The organism is Geobacillus uzenensis, assembly GCF_002217665.1.
GTDB classification, from domain to species: domain Bacteria; phylum Bacillota; class Bacilli; order Bacillales; family Anoxybacillaceae; genus Geobacillus; species Geobacillus subterraneus.
The window spans coordinates 1-18,923 of sequence record NZ_NEWL01000008.1 but is presented as its reverse complement, the minus strand read 5'-3'; the positions used below and the strand labels follow the sequence as shown (position 1 = coordinate 18,923).

15 protein-coding genes and 7 pseudogenes are annotated in these 18,923 nt (G+C 41.8%); 7 read left to right on the top strand and 15 right to left on the bottom strand.

The features are described from left to right. Nucleotides 1-19 precede the first annotated feature (19 nt). Together B9L21_RS12710 and B9L21_RS12705 are read right to left on the bottom strand one after the other, a co-directional pair. Complete coding sequence (locus B9L21_RS12710; protein WP_033011370.1) at nucleotides 20-367, bottom strand: ArsR/SmtB family transcription factor; 348 nt, start codon at nucleotides 365-367, stop codon at nucleotides 20-22. Between the two features lie 197 nt (nucleotides 368-564). Then, entirely contained in the window at nucleotides 565-948 is a 384-nt protein-coding gene (locus B9L21_RS12705; RefSeq protein WP_063164666.1) for a DUF1360 domain-containing protein, read from the bottom strand. Nucleotides 949-1,455: 507 nt separating this feature from the next. On the opposite strand from B9L21_RS12705, the gene B9L21_RS18120 reads away from it, so the two are divergent. The 7 genes and pseudogenes from B9L21_RS18120 to B9L21_RS12665 form a co-directional block, all read left to right on the top strand. Then, the gene (locus B9L21_RS18120) at nucleotides 1,456-1,986 is read left to right on the top strand and encodes an IS630 family transposase (protein WP_063164665.1); all 531 of its coding nucleotides are present in this window, start codon (nucleotides 1,456-1,458) and stop codon (nucleotides 1,984-1,986) included. Then, the gene (locus B9L21_RS18115) at nucleotides 1,986-2,513 is read left to right on the top strand and encodes an IS630 family transposase (RefSeq protein WP_063164664.1); all 528 of its coding nucleotides are present in this window, start codon (nucleotides 1,986-1,988) and stop codon (nucleotides 2,511-2,513) included. Before B9L21_RS18120 ends, B9L21_RS18115 begins: the two co-directional genes overlap by 1 nt. 107 nt (nucleotides 2,514-2,620) lie before the next feature. Then, nucleotides 2,621-3,697: a hypothetical protein gene (locus B9L21_RS12690; RefSeq protein WP_063164663.1), complete on the top strand. Its 1,077-nt coding sequence runs from the start codon at nucleotides 2,621-2,623 to the stop codon at nucleotides 3,695-3,697. Between the two features lie 368 nt (nucleotides 3,698-4,065). After that, a pseudogene (locus tag B9L21_RS12680) lies at nucleotides 4,066-4,833 on the top strand (IS1634 family transposase); the annotation flags it as partial. A 19-nt stretch (nucleotides 4,834-4,852) separates the two neighbouring features. Further along, nucleotides 4,853-5,173, top strand: a pseudogene (locus B9L21_RS18295) (transposase); the annotation flags it as partial. 16 nt (nucleotides 5,174-5,189) lie between these two features. After that, nucleotides 5,190-5,687: pseudogene (locus tag B9L21_RS12670) on the top strand (transposase); the annotation flags it as partial. A gap of 124 nt (nucleotides 5,688-5,811) precedes the next feature. Next, nucleotides 5,812-6,108, top strand: a pseudogene (locus tag B9L21_RS12665) (transposase); the annotation flags it as partial. Between the two features lie 216 nt (nucleotides 6,109-6,324). On the opposite strand, the gene B9L21_RS17960 reads toward B9L21_RS12665, so the two are convergent. The 13 genes and pseudogenes from B9L21_RS17960 to B9L21_RS18290 all read right to left on the bottom strand — a co-directional run bounded on the left by B9L21_RS17960 (nucleotide 6,325) and on the right by B9L21_RS18290 (nucleotide 18,202). Next, entirely contained in the window at nucleotides 6,325-6,888 is a 564-nt protein-coding gene (locus B9L21_RS17960) for a DUF6431 domain-containing protein (RefSeq protein WP_063164661.1), read from the bottom strand. Nucleotides 6,889-7,218: 330 nt separating this feature from the next. Then, nucleotides 7,219-8,190, bottom strand: a complete 972-nt coding sequence (locus tag B9L21_RS12655) for a sugar phosphate isomerase/epimerase family protein (protein WP_063164660.1) — start codon at nucleotides 8,188-8,190, stop codon at nucleotides 7,219-7,221. Next, nucleotides 8,187-9,353 carry a Gfo/Idh/MocA family protein gene (locus B9L21_RS12650; RefSeq protein WP_063164659.1) on the bottom strand — a complete coding sequence of 389 codons (1,167 nt, stop codon included), beginning with the start codon at nucleotides 9,351-9,353 and terminating at the stop codon, nucleotides 8,187-8,189. The genes B9L21_RS12655 and B9L21_RS12650 overlap by 4 nt, the downstream gene beginning before the upstream one ends. 10 nt (nucleotides 9,354-9,363) lie before the next feature. After that, nucleotides 9,364-10,341 carry an ABC transporter permease gene (locus B9L21_RS12645; protein WP_063164658.1) on the bottom strand — a complete coding sequence of 326 codons (978 nt, stop codon included), beginning with the start codon at nucleotides 10,339-10,341 and terminating at the stop codon, nucleotides 9,364-9,366. Continuing rightward, nucleotides 10,319-11,821: a sugar ABC transporter ATP-binding protein gene (locus B9L21_RS12640; RefSeq protein WP_063164657.1), complete on the bottom strand. Its 1,503-nt coding sequence runs from the start codon at nucleotides 11,819-11,821 to the stop codon at nucleotides 10,319-10,321. Before B9L21_RS12640 ends, B9L21_RS12645 begins: the two co-directional genes overlap by 23 nt. Before the next feature lie 165 nt (nucleotides 11,822-11,986). Continuing rightward, nucleotides 11,987-13,150 (bottom strand): Gfo/Idh/MocA family protein, encoded by a 1,164-nt coding sequence (locus B9L21_RS12635; protein ID WP_063857292.1) that lies wholly within the window; start codon nucleotides 13,148-13,150, stop codon nucleotides 11,987-11,989. 30 nt (nucleotides 13,151-13,180) lie between these two features. Continuing rightward, nucleotides 13,181-14,374 carry a substrate-binding domain-containing protein gene (locus B9L21_RS12630; RefSeq protein ID WP_063164656.1) on the bottom strand — a complete coding sequence of 398 codons (1,194 nt, stop codon included), beginning with the start codon at nucleotides 14,372-14,374 and terminating at the stop codon, nucleotides 13,181-13,183. Between the two features lie 35 nt (nucleotides 14,375-14,409). After that, entirely contained in the window at nucleotides 14,410-15,219 is an 810-nt protein-coding gene (locus B9L21_RS12625; protein ID WP_063164655.1) for a sugar phosphate isomerase/epimerase family protein, read from the bottom strand. Nucleotides 15,220-15,445: 226 nt separating this feature from the next. Beyond that, on the bottom strand, nucleotides 15,446-16,444 hold the full coding sequence (locus B9L21_RS12620) for a LacI family DNA-binding transcriptional regulator (RefSeq protein ID WP_063164654.1): 999 nt from the start codon (nucleotides 16,442-16,444) through the stop codon (nucleotides 15,446-15,448). A gap of 506 nt (nucleotides 16,445-16,950) precedes the next feature. Beyond that, nucleotides 16,951-17,538: pseudogene (locus B9L21_RS12615) on the bottom strand (SPASM domain-containing protein); the annotation flags it as partial. A gap of 21 nt (nucleotides 17,539-17,559) precedes the next feature. After that, nucleotides 17,560-17,685: pseudogene (locus B9L21_RS17395) on the bottom strand (IS982 family transposase); the annotation flags it as partial. A gap of 1 nt (nucleotide 17,686) precedes the next feature. Continuing rightward, nucleotides 17,687-18,107, bottom strand: a pseudogene (locus B9L21_RS12610) (transposase); the annotation flags it as partial. After that, on the bottom strand, nucleotides 18,053-18,202 hold the full coding sequence (locus B9L21_RS18290) for a hypothetical protein (RefSeq protein ID WP_413229277.1): 150 nt from the start codon (nucleotides 18,200-18,202) through the stop codon (nucleotides 18,053-18,055). The gene B9L21_RS18290 and the pseudogene B9L21_RS12610, both read right to left, overlap by 55 nt. Between the last annotated feature and the right edge of the window lie 721 nt (nucleotides 18,203-18,923).

The following is an 18,923-nucleotide window of genomic DNA, read 5'->3' as shown; positions in this document are numbered from 1 at the left end:
TTCACCTCGTCATTTAACATCAGCACCCGCAGCGGGCTGCAGGATTCGCTGTCTCGATTTTGCGAATGTTTTCCTCTTGATCCGGAACGTACGACAACACCGCTTGCAGCAGGGAGTAGTATTCGCTTTGCGGCCGGAGCGAATAATACACCCATTGCCCTCTCCGCTCCTCTTGGATCAGCCCGGCATCTTTTAACTTACGCAAATGCTGGCTGATCGCCGGCTGGCTTGACGAAAACACCTCAAGCAGCTCGCACACACAGCACTCCCGCTGATTCAAAATCGCCAAAATCGTCAGCCGCGTCGGATCGCCGAGCAGCTTCAACACCCGAGCGGCTGCTCCTATCTCCATTGCGAGTTGCGGCATATCACCCCTCCGTTCATCATCATATCATGATTTGCTTATATAAAAACGAACATCCATCATGAAACGGCCACGCCAACCAATGAAATGGTTTCCGTCAATCATTATATAATTAAGTACTTATATAAGTCAACCATGATGTATCGACAAAAGCAAGAAAAGCGGGCGTGCCGCATGTTTCCGCCGCACGCCCGCCAATGTCACTCCATCCGCTTTTTCGCCGCTGACAAAAGGTCGATCGCCTTCGTCCCGACCCCGACAAACGTCTCGAGAATCGCCTGCGCCCCGGCGATCGAAAAGATAAAAATCAACGGCATGGCGATCTTTGGGATGAATAAATACCCAAGCGCGAGAAAAACCGCGCTCCACACTCCCGCACACCAGTAACAGTTCAACAAATAGCCGAATTTCGATTTCGGCACTTTCTTGATTTCCGTACTCCCGTCTTCGTGTTGGATTGTCTCTTTTTTCATAAACGGATTGCGAATAAACTCCGTGATCTTATCAAAGACGATCAAGTGGGTGAACCGATAGCTGGCCAAAATGATCATGATGTACGTCATCCAGTCGAGTTCACGAAGCATGGCGAGTCCCTTTCTTTTGCGAGCTTTTCCTTTAGTATGAACCAAGAAGCGCTTCGTTATGAACCTATATATAGATGCAACGAAGAAGTCTAACACATCCTTGACGGAAAAGCGGTTTGTCCATTTTCGACTGTCGAAGGCAAGCCACAGGCTTGCCTCCGTCACACCAAGGCGTGACGGAAGACCGAACAACCGCCTGTTTCACAGACCTATATATGGGTCTGGAAGCGGCGTTGTTCGGTCGCCCAACAGTCGATCAAATACTCGGTAAAAGCTGCAAATGGTAAAGCTTCAAATTGCATCTATATAGCACCATGGGTTCTAAAAATAAAAAATCTTTTTTTTGACCCTGTTAAGGTGCGAAATGTGAAGTATAATATTGACAGGATGCTCATCGAACGATGCATCTATATATATACTCATTGAAAAGTTAACCTTCGTATAAGTGGTGCCCACTCCGGTTATACTGCTCCTAAGGAAAAGTATGGAAAAGGAGCAGAATTCTGCATGAAACGTCTCAAAATCACCAACGATCACGGATGGACACCTCGGACACTTCGCAAACAGGAACGGAAAATCAAAAACACCCTTCTTCGCCAACGGGTGATGGCGGTTCGCCTGGTCATGGAAGGCTATTTGGGCAAAGAGGTGGCCTCCATGGTCAACGTGTGCCGACAAACCGTTTCCCATTATGTGTCGCTGTTCAACGAAGGCGGTCTGGAGCTCTTGCTTCATCGGGATTTCGCCCCCGGGCGGGAGCCGTTTCTCACCGAAGAACAGCAGGAAGAGATCAAACAGCTTGTGTTGACCACCACTCCCGTGGAACTGGGCTGGGACGTCGCTTCGGCGTGGAACACCAAACTCCTGCAATCCTATGTCGAAAAGCACTTCGGTGTTTGCATTTCCCGCGAAGCGTTGCGAAAACTCCTGCACCGCAAAGGGCTGTCGTGGACACGGCCGACCTACACATTGGCGAAAGGTGATCCGGATCGACAAAAGAATTTTGAGAAACAGCTCGACTTCATAAAAAAAACTTAATGGATCCTGATTCGGTCTTGTTGTACCTTGATGAAACACATATCCGCTCTTACCATGTCTTGCGGTCCACATGGTCGGAAGTCGGCCGCCAAAAACAAGTGCCGACGTTCGGCCATCATGCCCACGTATCGCTGTTTGGCGCGGTCAACATCCACGATGGCGAAACGGTGCTTCATCAAACGACCGCTGCCAATGCCGCGACGTTCTTGGATTTCTTGAGAATGCTCAAAGAGCGCTATTTAGACCGTCTCATGGTCTTGGTGTTGGATAACGCCCGCATTCACCATGCCAAAATGGTCAAGGAGTTTTTGCGGGAAGAAGGGCAGTGTTTTCACTTTATTTACCTTCCTCCCTATTCGCCACAGCTGAACCCGATCGAACGCTTATGGAAATGGCTGAAAGATACGGTGATTGCCAATGTATTTCACAAGGATCGCAACGATATCATTCAAGCCATTACTCGGTTTGTCAACTACATCCACGAACGTCCGGAGGAAGTGCTGCAGCGCTTAGGGTGTGCAGGATGACTGAGAAGTTAACTCTTCATGTTGCATGTATATAGTTTGTGGTGTATTATGGATATTGTACCATTAACTTATAATTAATCTATATACAGGAAAGGAGAAGGATTTTTTTGAGGGCAGCAATTTATTATTCGTTATTTTTGATTCTAATGTTAGTTTTGACTGGATGCGGGAACAAGGAAGAAACAACAAAGACAAATGTAACACAAGCAACAGAAGAAAAGAGTGAAAGTGGTAAAAACGAAGAAAATGAGGATAGTAGTCAAGAAAAACCAGAAGAAAAGGAAGAAGGCTTTAAAATTCTTGAAACTGTACAGTTGTTTGGAGGGGGAACATTTAATATCGATAATCAAATTGAAGATGTACGTGACTATTATATAAGTGAAAAGGAAGATACGGTTTTTCTTTCTTTCGAGGATGTAAACCATTCTCACGTAGTAAATGGAACTAAAGATGGTTGGAAAAGCATATCAGTGGAAATAGAGGATACTCATCGTAGGAAGCTTAGAGGAGCATCAATTTTTAATCTAAACGAAGATGATGCGTTTGAATACGGTGAATGGAATAAAACTGATCTTAAATTCTATGAAATGTATGATAAGGTAGTTCCTGCTGATTCGCGTATTTATGACTTTGCAACCACTTCGGAAGGAGAAGCAATTATTGTCAACACAGGTGAGCAGGAATATTCAATATATACAGAACAATACTTACGTGGGTTCGGTGGGAATGATTCAGAAGAATCCGTCTTAAAATTCACGGATGTAAAAGATTTTTATGAGGCTGATGATGGTTTCGAATATGAACAATCGATTTATGTAGATATGGAAAAGAAAAGGTTATTTTTCGTTTATGGTAGTTCTATATATGTTATGGATTTGAGTACTGGTAAACCGTTATTTGAAGACGGAAAGCCAAAAAATATAACTACTGATGGGTATCAAGTCAAGATTATCGGAGATGGTTCTGGAAACCTTTATGTAGTTGGATATGGTGATTCTGTAAATATATCAGTTTACAATAGCGATTTAGATTTAGTTATGGGACCTTTTGAGGTACCAGTTACGGACCCAGAGGATGTTGCTGTGACTGTAACTGATGATGAGATACACATTTGGGATGTGCATACATATGAACTTGAACCGGCTTTGGAATTAGTTAGACTTTCTAAACCTTCCTTACAATAGGCCGTTATGTCTTTTTTGTTAGTGAATAGATGCCGTAGTGAATCAGATAAAACATAGGGTGTCCTCAAATTGTAGGGCACCCCTTTAAATTTGTTATTATAGCGTTATTTGCTTTCTTGATTCGCTAACCATTCAATAAAACTCACATTTCGCACCCTTCCGACGAAAATCGGGAGGATTTTTTTGCATCGATGTGGAATGAATCCTTGACACACAAGGAATGCAAAGGAGTTTGTCCACCATGGATGTTCAAATTTGTGAGATTTATCTCACATTTCGCACCCTTCCGACGAAAATCGGGAGGATTTTTTTGCATCGATGTGGAATGAATCCTTGACACACAAGGAATGCAAAGGAGTTTGTCCACCATGGATGTTCAAATTTGTGAGATTTATGACAGTTCCTATTTGAATATAATAAGTGCCCTTTTCCAAGATCTTGACCTTCCCCAGCTCATCGATCGGCTGGTTCCGGTGGATCCCCAATGCCAAACCCGAACCAGCGATGCGGTCAAGCTGATCCTTCTGGATATCTTGAGCGGACGACAAGCACTCGTCCATTTGGAGCGATGGGCGCATGAGATCGATTTGTCGAAGCTGATCCGGCCGGGGCTGAAGCCTTCTTGGTTCAATGATGATGCGTTGGCTCGTCATCTCGACCGCCTGTATGAGGCGGATATTCACAAGGTGATCAGCACTTGCTTGATTCACATTTATCGGAAAGAAGGCCTTCCTCTCCAGGCCTTCCACGCCGATACGACGGACAAGACCGTTTACGGCGCGTATGAATCGGTCTCGTCAGAGGCCCTGCGGATCACGCATGGCTACAACCGGCATCATCGCTGGCAAAAACAGATCGGTTTCGGGCTGATCGGCAACGAGGATGGCATCCCGTTTTACGGCGATGTGCACGACGGCAACCTGCCGGACAAAACGTGGAATCCGGAGGTGCTGTCCCGTGTCCACGAACAGCTCAAACAAGCCAAGATTGAAGACGAATGGATTTACGTGGCCGATTCCGCCGCCATGACGAAAGACACTCTGGCGCAGACGAAAGCCGCCAACGCCTTTTTGATCACGAGAGGCCCATCGTCGCTCCGAATCGTCAAAGCTGCTCTGGCGGAAGCGGATGTCCAACCCGATCCAGCGTGGAGCGACGAAAGACACTCTGGCGCAGACGAAAGCCGCCAACGCCTTTTTGATCACGAGAGGCCCATCGTCGCTCCGAATCGTCAAAGCTGCTCTGGCGGAAGCGGATGTCCAACCCGATCCAGCGTGGAGCGACCCCTTTACGCTGGCGGAGAAAAACGGTGCCACGTATCGGGTATGGGAAACGGCCTCGACGTATGAAGGCCATCCGGTTCGGCTGATCGTCGTCGAATCGAGCGCGCTCGACCAGCGAAAAGGAAAGACGCTCGACAAAGAGCGGACCAAAGAAGCGGAGCTTCTTCGCGAGGAACAAGCCCGTTGGGAACGCCACCCCTTCTCTTGTCCTGATCGTCGTCGAATCGAGCGCGCTCGACCAGCGAAAAGGAAAGACGCTCGACAAAGAGCGGACCAAAGAAGCGGAGCTTCTTCGCGAGGAACAAGCCCGTTGGGAACGCCACCCCTTCTCTTGTCGGGAAGACGCCGAACAAGCCTTGGCCTCCCTCAAGGCGTCCCTTCGCCCCCAGTTTCATCGGGTGGAAGCCGCGGTCGAAGAGATCGTGCGCCCGAAAAAACGGCGCGGACGACCGAAAAAAGGGGCGGAACCCGAGATGGAGACGCTGTATTTCGTGCGTCTTGGCATCGAGTTCGACCAAAACGCTTGGGAACAGGCGAGACGGAAAGCGTCCCGGTTTGTCCTCGTTACGACCGTTCCGAAGGAATGGAAGGGTCAACCGATGGAGGCAAAAGAAATCTTGAAGTTGTATAAAGGCCAAATCTCCGTGGAGATGAACTTCTCTTTCTTGAAAGACCCGTTCTTTACGGATGAGATTTACGTCAAAAAACCAGAACGGGTGTCAACCGATGGAGGCAAAAGAAATCTTGAAGTTGTATAAAGGCCAAATCTCCGTGGAGATGAACTTCTCTTTCTTGAAAGACCCGTTCTTTACGGATGAGATTTACGTCAAAAAACCAGAACGGGTGGCGGTATTGGGTTATTTGTTTCTGTTGGCCTTGGCCATTTACCGCGTCTTCCAGCGCCGGGTGCGTCAGTTCATCACCCCGGAACGCCCATTAAAGGGCGCCGGAGGCCGGAAACTGACCCGACCCACCGGGCAGGCGATTTTTCAGTTGTTTGAGTATGTGAAAGTCGTCCTCCTCAAGCTGCCGGATGGGCACATCCAACGCGCGTTAGGGAAACCGCTCACCCCTGATCAGCGAAGGATCCTGCAGGGATTGGGCATGGATGAGAGCATTTACGTGTAACGTCATACGGAACGACTAGCGATGGTAAAAAAAGGATTGCCATCGCTCGTTGTGTTGGTCGAAATGGTATTCTAAAAAACGAAATAAAAAATCCTTTCTTTCTACCCTGTTAGGGTGCGAAATGTGAGCCCTATCTTACGAAACGGCTCGAGATTCGTCGAGAGGAAGGGTTTGTGGGAACATCAACCATCTCCACTTTTGGTGTTAAGTAGAAAATCAGGAAGAAATTTGATCCGAAAACGGATGCCGCCTCTCGTTTGTCCACAGGTCTTGGATGATCGAGCCCACCCCCCGTCCCTCCAAGGTCTGCATCCACCAAACCGCCCGTTCTGTTCTTGCGTTCCCTACAGGGCCGATGATCCCCCACCTTCTCGCCGCCGCGTGATGCAAGCGAGAGAGATTCCGTAAAAATCGTCGGACATAAAACAAGATGACCTCCTTGGTGGGAAAAACAACCTGTTTGGTCTTCGCTCCTTGCCTTGGCGTTTCGAACCATGCTTTGACCGCTTGCCAAATAACCGATCGTGTATATTGAACATACGGGAGGAGGAAAGAAGGCAGCACACTCACGGTTTTGCGACACTCTTGACAGCGATATCGTGCGATCCAAAGGTGATACTCCCCCTCTGCCGTCAACGCATAGCGTTGGTAGTATCCGTGACGATGCAAGGGGCGGCGGGATGGACAGTGGGGGCATTGGTTCACGTCGGGAAAATCGTTCCCTTTCCCACGATCCGTATACGTTTGAATGTCAATGCCAAAGTCGTGAAACTGGATCACACTTCCTCCCCCTCATTGAAACGAATGGAAATCTTTGTCCGAAACAATTCACAAAAAATTTAGCACATTCCTTCAGAAAAGGGGAGAGGGCTTTCTGAAAGAATGTGCAAAAAAATGGGTGTTTTGTGCTGAAATAAAATGATAATTTACAATCAAGCTAAGGGCGTTGATTGTTTGCCAACTTGGTGTAAGTTCTTCCCTATTAATTCAATGTTTTAACAAACAGAACGAGCTCTTTGGCATTCTCCCATCAATGCATAAGCTACTAGCATAGCATTCTCGTAAAAACGTTCTTTATGGCAAAGAGCAGAGTTTCTAACAAGACGATTCTTAAGCCCACCACATTTCCGTTAATGTTTCTTTGAAAAGAATTTCTTTTAATAAGCTTACTGCTTTACTTAATCCTTCATCAATGGACGCAAGCATGTCTTCGTGTTCGATGGAAAGAACATAATCATATCCTACTGCACGTAGAGCACTAACAATATCTTTCCAAACTTTTTCATCATGACCATAGCCTACTGATCTGAATGTCCAGGCACGATCTAAAATGTTACTGTAATGTTTTGTATCTAATACACCATTCACACGAATATTCGCTTTATCCAAATACGTATCTTTCGCATGGAAATGGAAGATGGCATTTTCACGCCCCAGTTTTTTAATGGCTTCTACCGGATCAATGCCCTGCCATACTAAATGACTCGGATCAAAGTTGGCACCAATACTAGGTCCTACATGTTCCCTTAATTTTAATAAAGTCTCCGGATTATATACGACAAACCCCGGATGCATTTCAAATGCAATTTGATTAACTCCATGTAATTCCGCAAACTTCGCCTCTTCTTTCCAATACGGGATCACCACTTCATTCCATTGCCAGTCTAATACTTCTAAATATTCAGGAGGCCAAGAACATGTCACCCAATTCGGATATTTTGCATTTGGATGATCTCCAGGACATCCGGAGAAACCGTTAACAACAGATACGCCTAAACGTTCAGCCAACAGCACTGTTTTTCTCCATACTTCATGAGATTCAGCGGCAAACTTTTTGTTAGGATGAAGCGGATTTCCATGACAGCTTAGTGCACTAATTGTTAATCCTCTGCTTTCTATTGCACGCTGGAACTCCTTGATTTTTTCCGGATTTTCAAGCAGCTCATCCGGGTTACAATGACTGTTCCCCGGATAATTGCCAGTACCTAACTCGATGGCTTCAATGCCCATTTCACATATCTTATCAAGCATCTCTTCAAAAGCTAAATTTTGATAAAGTACTGTAAAAACACCTAATTTCATTGAAATACCTCCTGCCCTGTTTGTACTTTCACCCATCTTTTCTCCTCATTGCTTTTTAAAATTGCTTCAATCAACTGCATAATGTGGTGACCATCCTCAATCGTGGCAAACGATGTTGAGGATGGGTTCGGAGATGTTTTTACTGCTTGGTAAAAATCAATGAATAGATTTTTTAAGCCGTCTGGCCATCCTTCTTGATGTCCGCCAGGGTAGTGTGCGAGCGAAGCAGGGAAAGCTGATAATAATGAAGGATCACGTACAAGCTCTATATTCGCCTCATCACGTCTGCCAATCCACAATTTATTCGGTTCCTCTTGATTCCAATAAAGAGTACCTGATTTTGCAGCAATTTCAAACGTGAGACAATTTTTCCTGCCGGCGTTCACCTGTGATACGACAAATACACCATGAGTACCGTCTTCAAAATGAACCATCACACTTCCGCAGTCTTCACTGTCAACCTGTATTTCCTCAAACGCTTCCTGGCCTTTGCTTTTAAATGTTTCGACTTCTCCAATCGGTCGTTTTCGTATTGGATGTACAGTCTTTAAATCAGCAAATACTTCTACAATTTTCTTATTAAGAACATATTGAACGGTATCACACCAATGTGAGCCGATGTCAGCAATGGCACGGGACTTACCGTTTCTTTTCGTATCTAAACGCCAGTTGTAATCTGTATCATACAGAAGCCAGTCTTGAAGGTAAGTTCCATGAACAAAATGAACAGGTCCATATTCCCCTTTTTGAATGAGCTCCTTTGCTTGAGCGACCAGCGGATAATGCCGATAGTTAAAACATACTCCGGCTACTACATTTTTTGATTTAGCCAACTCCACTAATTCGCGTGACTCTTCACTCGTCATTGCCAGCGGTTTTTCCGATAGTAAATGCTTACCGGATTCTAACACTTTTTTATTGATATGATAGTGTAGATAGTTCGGAGTGCAGTTGTGAATCACATCAATTTCCGGATCACGAATTAAATCATCTACACTTCCATAAAATTTTGGAATCGCAAACTGCTCTGCTGTTTTTTTTGCCTTCTCTAACGTACTGGCACTGATCGCTGCCACTTCAATACCATTCAATCGTCTTAAAGCTTCTATATGCGATTTCGCAGAAAATCCCGTTCCAATAATTCCTACTTTGATGATCGACATATGCTTCCTCCTATTTCTTTAATGTTTTTCTTCCGAATGCTACAGCTAAAATAATGATTAATCCTTTCACAATCATTTGTTGACTAACATCAAGCCCCATTATGATTAAACCATTGTTAATCGTACCAATCATTAATGAACCAATGACTGTTCCAATAACTGTACCAACTCCGCCAAATAAACTTGTTCCACCAAGAATAACAGCTGCAATCACAGATAGTTCATCGCCTTCACCAAATGTATATCTCCCTGCGTGCATCCGCCCTGCATATAACATTCCAGCAAATCCAGCCATCAAACCGGATCCTACAAAGACTAAAAATTTAATTTTTGAGGTTTTCACACCTGAAAATTTTGCAGCCATCTCATTTCCGCCGGTTGCTAATGTTTGTCTTCCAAAAGCTGTCTTTTTCAAAATAATATGACCAATAATAGTAATAATGAGAGTCCAAATTAATAAAATAGGAATTGAGCCAATGTCACCCGAGCCAAATAAAAAATTAAACGTTGAATGAACAATTGGAACTGGTGCCGTACCTGTAATCCACATCGCTAATCCCTTTACAATTCCCATCATCCCTAGCGTTACAAGAAAAGAGGGGATTGCCACTTTGGTAATAAGAAGCCCATTGATGATTCCAATCGCCAGCCCCGTTCCTAATCCAGCAGCGATTCCTCCAAATAATCCAAGACCCGCTTGGAGTGCTAATGCAGCTGTTAACGAAGCTAATGCAGTAATTGAGCCGACAGAAAGGTCAATTTCACCCGTGCTGATAACAAAAGTCATCGCTACTCCCATAATCGAGATCATCGCGGTTTGTCGTGCGATATTTAATAAATTGGACGTTGTTAAAAATCCTTCATCATGTAAAGTAATAGAAAAATAGATGATAACACCAACGAACGCAATATATACAATATAATTTCGCCAATCAAATGCTTTTAATCGTTTGGCAGGACTTAAATTATTTTGTACCTTGGATGGCATGTTGGAGCACCTCCTCTGAATCAATCTCTTTTCTTTTCAACTCCTTAACAACTCTACCTTCATGAACTACAATGATTCGATCACTTACTGCGAGAAGCTCAGGAAGTTCTGAAGAAATGACTAATATTGATTTTCCACTATCCGCCAATTCACGAATAATATCAATAATCTCCGTTTTCGCCGCAATATCCACCCCAATAGTTGGTTCATCTAAAATCAAGATATCAGGGTTATTCGCTAACCATTTTGCTAAAACAATTTTTTGCTGGTTCCCTCCAGATAACAATCCAGCTGTTTTAAAAATATCATCCGTCTTAATATTTAGCCTTTCAACAAACTTTTCAGCTATCTTATTTGCCTTTCGCTCATCTAAAAAGACTCCTTTTTTTATTTTGGAAATAATAGGCAAAATAATATTTTCTTTTACACTATGTTGAAGTATGAGTCCTTGCATTCTTCGGTCTTCCGGAATAAGTGCGAGACCTGCAGCAATTGCATCAGTAGGACTTTTAATTGTATGTTTTTTCCCTTTTACAAAAATTTCTCCGCCATCTATTGGATCGATTCCAAAGATGGCGCGGACCATCTCCGATCTCCCGCTCCCCATTAATCCGGCAACACCAAGAATCTCCCCAGGATATAAACGAAAACTAATATCTTTTACTTTTGTTCCAGACGAGAGATTTTTTACTTCTAAAATAGGAGTTCCTTCAATCGAATAAAATCTTTCTTTCCATTCAAATGCTTTATCTAAATCAGCACCTACCATATGCTGAATTACTGTTTCCATAGTGATCTCGTCACAACTTTCAGTAGCAATTTTTTTGCCGTCACGTAAAATCGTAATTCGATCGCAAATTTGAAAGATTTCATCCATACGGTGTGATATATAAATAATGGAAATCCCTTTCTTTTTTAGCTTGTTTATAAAATTAAAAAGAATTTCTGTTTCTTTTTTAGTTAAGGATGAAGTTGGTTCATCCATGATTAAAATTTTTGCATTCTGTGATAAAGCTTTCGCAATTTCAGTCATTTGCCAATAACCTACACCAAGGTTTCCGATAATATCTGTTGGATTGATATCAACTTCCAATTCCTTCAATAATTCTTTTGTTTTTGCAATACATTCTTTATCATTAAGAATTCCAATTGCGTTTTTTGGTTCCCTCGTTAAAAATATATTCTGAGCAACAGTTAACGTCGGAACTAAGCTAAACTCTTGGAAAATCATTGATATATAATTTCTTTCCGCATCTTCCGTATTATTAATAGACACTTTTTTTCCTTCTATAAAAATTTCTCCTTCATCAGCTTGATAAACCCCTGTTAATATTTTCATCAATGTTGATTTTCCAGCACCGTTTCCTCCCATAAGGGCGTGAACTTCTCCTTTTCTTAGTGAGAAGCTTACGGAATCAAGAACCTTAATACCATTAAAAGATTTTGAAATTCCTTCCATAGATAGTAGAGGTTGCTCCATTATGATCACCTTCCTTTAATAGGAGGCTGTCTCATGAGGGTCTGACCTCACACAAGTTTCACAATATATCGTTCATTTATCCAATGTTATGTCTTGTGTTATGAGGTCTGATCCTAGGGATTTTGAGACAGCCTCAAAAACTTCTAATTTACATTCACCAATTTCTCAATCTAAATTTACCCAAACCCCTTTTTCAGCGGACTCTAAAATTGCGTCACAAATGACGGCAATACGATAACCATCATAGAAGTTTGGTGAGACCTCAGTATCTTCGACAATGGATTTTAAGAAATCATAAATTTCAATGATTTTTGTTTCTCCATATCCGATTCCTAATGCCGGAATTGGCCATAATCCCTCACCATATGGGTGTGCAGGTCCTGTATAAACTGTTCTGAATCCTTTACTGTCACTTGGGTCATCAGCAAAACATACTTGCAGTTCATCACGACGCTCATAGTTAAAATATAATGAACCTTTTTCACCATGAATTTCAAATGTTAAGAAGTTATTACGACCCCAAGCATTGCGGGTTGCTTCGATACTACCAATGGCACCGTTTTCAAATTTCAATAAAGTAGAAAATTCATCATCAACATCAACTACACCTTTAGGAGCATCTGATTCACCTTTTACTGTTCCTAATTTATCAACACCACTAGTTTGAATCGGTCTTTCCGGTACCCATGTTTTCGTAATAGCCATAACTTCTGAAATTTCACCTACAAGATAGCGGGCGAAATCAATAACATGTGTTCCAATATCACCTAATGCACCAGAACCGGCTACTTTTTTCTGGAAACGCCATGATAATGGTGAATTAGGATCTGCTGACCAATCTTGCAAATAAGTTCCACGGAAATTAAGGATTTTACCAATTCTTCCCTCTTCAATATATTTTTTAGCAAGAGCAACAGCCGGTGTTCTTCTGTAGTTGAAAGCAACCATATGTTTGACCCCAGCTTCTCTCACTGCATCCCACATCTTCTTTGCTTCTTCGGCATTTCTTGCTAACGGTTTTTCACAAATAATATGCTTTCCAGCTTTCGCAGCTGCAATAGCGATTTCCGCATGCGAATCATTCGGTGTTACGATATCAATAATATCAATACTTGGATCCTCTACGACTTTTCTCCAATCAGAAGTATAGTTCTCATAACCGAAACGTTGGGCAGCTTCTTTTGCTAATTCTTCTGTTACATCTACTATTGTTTTACGATACGGAATTCCAGGAGCAGGCCAGAAGAACATAGGCATCCCCGCATATGAAAGCGAATGCGCTTTCCCCATAAATCCAGCACCGATCATTGCTATGTTAAACTTTTTCATATTTGTAACCTCCCTATTAATCTCAAAAAATTATTTTGCTGCATTTTGAATAGATTCAGGAGCATCTTTATGATAGACAAGCTTCCATGCATCCAGCACATTTTCTTCTGTCACTTTTAATGCTGGAACCGCCACATAAGCTGGAGCCTGTTTCCCAAGCAAAGCATAACCAGCTAAAATCGCCTCTGCGATCCCTTGGTCATACGGTAACTGTGCCCCTAGTCCTTTCACAATACCACCAGAAGCGATTTCTAATGCAACATTTGTCCCTAAATCAATTGTTGTAATAACTAAATCATCACGTCCTGCTGTACGTGCAGCTGCTAATGCACCTTCGGCAGGTACGTCCCAAACTACAAAAATACCATCTAAATCCGGATGTTTCGTTAACATACCAGAAGCTACTTTCTCACCATCATTAGGGGCTGTAATACCACCTCGCGCTACAATTTTAATATCTGGATACTTTTCTTTTATCGTCTTTTCAAACGCCTCTGTTCTCTGTTTGGTTACGAAGAAGTCTGCATCATGGAAAATAACACCAACTTTCCCTTTTCCACCAAGCTTTTCTGCCATAATTTCTGCGGCCACAACACCATTTCCATAGTTATCTGCCGAGACAACACTCACATAATCTTTACCTGCTTCTAATCCTTGTGGAGCATTATCCATAAATACTAACTTCACACCTGCGTCCGCCGCTTTTTTGTATGCGCTAGCGGTAGAAACAGGGTCAACCGGAATACTTACTATAATATCAGGATCCTTTGCCAGTACGGTTTCAATATCTGAAACTTGTTTTTCCGCCTTAAAATTGGCATCGGTCACCGCTACTACCTCAATACCCATTCTTTTAAACGCTGCTTTTAGACCATCAATTTGAGCCGTTGACCAGTCATTACCTGCATAATGCATAACAATTGCCGCTTTATAGTTCCCTTCTTTAATTTTGTTAACTTCCTCTTCAGTTAGTTGTAACGTTTTTGCTGAAACAGCTGTTTCTCCATGCGGACCTTTACTTAAGATTTCTTGATCACCGGAGATATCTGGATTAATTGTAATTGGCCCTGAAGCAGTATTTTCTGCTACCTCTGTAGTTTCTGTATTCCCTGTTTCTGATGACCCATCAGAAGAATTTGAATCACTTTCTTTTTGATTACACCCAGTAAGCACAAGGATACTAATAAAAAGAACCGTTACTAACATCATGAAAATTTTTCTCATATACCCATCCCCTTTTCTTGAAATACTAGCCTATTTTAGAGACCCAAACTCTTTAAAAAGTCCCGGCTAATTTCCGCACCTTTTTTTGGATCTGGATAGCTGTCTAATTCTACAGTAATCCATCCGTCATAATGAAATTCTTCTAATGCTTTCATCATTTCAGCAAAATTTTGATGACCTTTCCCTAATGGTAAAAATTCTCCATTGTCGTAATCTTTAAAATGAACGTATTTAATCCGAGAAGCGTATTTTTTTATAACATCGACCGGATTACCACCTCCCGCCTCTATATGTGCAGTATCAGGACATAGATTAATAGACGTTAATGCCATTAACTTATCTAATTGTTCAGGGGACTCGACTATTGTTCCTAAATGAGGATGATAGCTTGGAATTAAATCATATTTTTCTGCAATCGCTACAACTTTATCAAGGGCACGACCTAAATCTACGTAATCGTTTTCCAAAATGCCATTCGTTCGAATTGCCCCACCCCCAACAACTAGATGTTTTGCACCTAATTCAGAAGCAAAAGCAGCTACTTTTTCAATTTTTAATAATTCTTCCTCTAAAACATCTGGAAAAATAAAATTTCCACCTGAATAAACTGCTATAAAGTCTAAAGAATATTGATCCATTAATGCTTTAAACTCTTCCTTATTATCTATATACTGCATGAGATTTCCATCAAAGATTTCAAACCCTTTATATCCGGATGCAGCAATATCTTTTAATGCTTCCTCTGTTGAGCCATTTGCGAGGTAGTAAAGATCCTTAACGGACGTAACTCCTGCAGGATGACCAACTACGCCTCCCCAAGTATTAGTTTGATAGCCTAACTTCATTTTTCTCCCTCCATTCAATTTTTTTATTATTTAGCAACATAACATCTTCATTTGCAGAATTTCATCACCTCCAATTAATGTAATCGATTATATTTAATGTTTTATTATTATAGTCAAAGTAGAAATCTAAATAAACCTTTTTCATGCATAAACCGGAAATAAAATTTTTTATTTATAAAACATTTTAAATGTAATCCATTACATTTTTTTGAAAGAAGTATCATTTTCACGTGTATTTTTTACAAGTCTCACGAATAACGAGTTGATCCTCTAATATATATTGACTCTTTTCTAATTCATCTTTATTAATGAGCTTTATTAATAACTCCATCGCTTTTTTGCCTATTTCAAACATCGGCTGTGAAATTGTGGTTAGCGCTGGTTCGTAGATCGATGCAAACTGTATATCATCAAATCCAACAACCGAAATATCATCAGGCACACGCAACCCCTTGGATTTGATTGCTTTTATCGCCCCGATAGCCATTTCGTCGTTAGAAGCGAAAACGGCTGTCGGAGGCTGGTCAAGTGCTAAAAATTTCATCATCATGTTATAACCGCTTTCAAAAGAAAAATCGCCCTCTTGCACTAAAAATGATTCTACTGGAATACCATGTTGCGCCATAGCTTGCCGAAATCCTTTTAATCGATCGCGGCTCAATATAACATTTAGAGGTCCGGATATAAAACCAATTCTTCGATGCCCTAAATGGATTAAGTATTCTGTAGCTTTTCTTGCGCTGCTAATATTATCTATGGAAACAGTTGGAATTGTAGATCCTTCCAAGTACTCACACGCAAGAACAACAGGAAATTCACTAGCAATCTCTTCTAATACGTGTGATTCAAGCCTTGCCGTCAGCAGAATCATTCCATCTGCTTTTCTCTGGCGCAATATATTTAAATACCCACTTTCGCGCTCTATATTATTACCAGTGTCCCCAAGAAGGACTTCGTAATCGTTTTCAATTGCCACATGTTCTATTCCTCTCAATACCTTTGAGAAAAACGTGTTCGTAATATCTGGCACTACAACAAGTATTGTTTTTGTTTCTAATTTTCTTAGTTGTCTTGCTAACATGTTCGGCTGATAATTAAGTTTTCGTATTGCTTCCAGTACTTTTTCTGTCGTTTCTTTTTTCACGTTTCCAGAATTGCTTAGAACTCTGGAAACAGTGGCGGTAGAAACGTTGGCTAATTTTGCTACATCGCTAATCCTTACCATTACCTATCTCCATTCTTTATGTTTGTCCTGAAATTATTGTAATCGATTACATTTTCAATTGCAACTATTTTTTTTTATTTTTTTATTTTTTCAATCTGCGTGACCATCATTTTTAACATATTTCGACCTCAAATAATGACATTTAAGGGGCTGCCACCCAAACTTTTGGGATTGAGCCCCTCTTTCATTTTATTAGCAAAACACCAATTACTCATCTTTCAGGAAAAGAGATAGTTTGACAAATCCATTTTTCCATTCTCTATGAATGTATAAATTATCAAGTGATAGAAATTATACTAAGTTTAAATGATATTATTTTAAATTGCCCGGAACAGATTTAGAAAGTCTTCCTGAGTTAGACGCTATGACTGGAGATACAGCTGGACGTAAAATCCGCATATCATTCACCTCCTCCCATTGTTGTGAAATGTTTTTTACACGTTACGCTACTCTCGTCAAGCATTAAAATGTTTTATATCGCCCTAAATCATCACACCACTGTTACTTTATCTTAGATTGTTGGCATAAATTAAGCGCAACACTTGTTTAATTTTCCGTTTTTCATAAGGGCAAGGACGTTTTCCTTTACGTATGCGATACATTGGACAATGATTCCCTTGGCATGCTGGACGAAAAAAACAAGCTTGGCAATGTTCATCTTGTTCTTCTCCTGACGTGACCCATAAAGCTAATTTATCGAAATCAACTTCCATTGTTCCATCAGCATGAAGCCATCCAACATGGTTATATTCCTCATGAAGGAAACAAGTACATTTATACACTTGACCATTGGCGCCAATGACAAACGAATGTGGCTTAGCTGCATAACAAACTGCCCCAGTAGGCATTAACATCGACTCAATGATCGAACTCATATTTAACCCACGATTAATGCCAATTTCCGTAAACTCCCATATTTTTGTTTCTGCTGTACGATGGTCGCATATCAGCAAATCTTCATCGTTCGCTCCACCCCATTTTCCAACAGGGCGACAAAAAATTTGAAAGCGCGAATCTCCCGCAAAATAACCAGCTAACTCTTCTAAAAAACGCGGAATGTGTGAAAGATTGTCTTCATCAAAATTAATGCGAATACCCGTGGTGCTAGTTGAGTGTCAGCGCTCAACCAGCCCTAGTGTGACCAAGGAATAAGCCAACAAGATGCCATCGAGTGCCACTTCAAACCCGGCCATGGAATTCGCTCGAATGTCGGTGATCCGGTATTGGTCTACGAGAATCGATTTGATCATACAGCCATCGCAGCAACACATACGCGATGAACGCCGCAAACAGTTGGTTGTATACCGCATTTTCCGTCGTGCCAAACAAGGTCGGGACATTCAGATATTGCTTCACCCAACGGAAAAAAGACCTCAACAGTTCAACGTTGTTGGTACATGTCGGCAATGGTTTCCGCAGACGCATGGAAGAGGTTCGTCACGACCCGAATGTCGCGGCCATTCGCATCTCGAAAGATCACCACCCGGTGACGCTTGGTGGAGCGGCATTGTTTCGTCCCCAACTGGCACGTGAAGTCGGCTTGAACCGATGAGGATGTGCTGGAAAGGCGTTTCAAGCTTTTTTTCTGATGAAGTTCGATGTTGTCCTTCATCCGAATGACAAAGAGCTGATGCTGCTCCACAAATCGATCGAGGCGTTCGACGAATCACGATCCCCAACCGCTTCGGCAATCAGTTGAATCTCTTCATCCGAAACAAGTTTTTGCATCAAATTCGGGAGTGTGGTATGCTTGTTCATAGAGAGCACCTCCTGGGTTTGTTTGTGTCGCTACTCACATTCTACAGGAAAGGTGCTCTTTTTTCTATACCCTTTGGATTTTATTGGATAATCAACACGCCTGAAAGAGGACAAATATAATTTCTATCTTTAGCTCAGTAAGTGCCTATATAATTCCTAGAAGAGAGTTAAATAATGTAGAGGAACAAGAACTTATCTTAAATCAAAGTTAACACACATTGAGAAAGAAACAGTAAGGTAAAAAAGAATTGATACTTCTGCCACAAAAGGAATCAAAAAGAGACATCATTCTTAATATTTTCATTCTTCTGATGGTGCCGTATAGATGCGGCATGGTTGTCTCTCATGGAAGAACGAATGAACTTCCATCATCTGTAGTGCCGCGAAATGCAGCATGGGTGGCTATGATTCAAAAAGTTATTATCAACAAAAAGGTGGGGGTAATAGTGTTAGACAAGAAAAAAGTAGGAAATATATTAGGTGTCACGTCTTTGTTTCCTGTAATCATAAGTATCATTATTTTCTATGTTGAAAGAGGTCCAGATGCTGATGTTTATTTCGTGATCACAATTTATGGCATCTTATCAATTATTGGGCTCTTCACCACAAGTTGTACTTGATCATTTAAGGTAGGTGTGCATAGAGGGTACAAAAAATGCGAATTTTCCTGTATGGTAAAGGTGACCAAACCAAACCATGGAGGGAAATTCGCATGTACTCT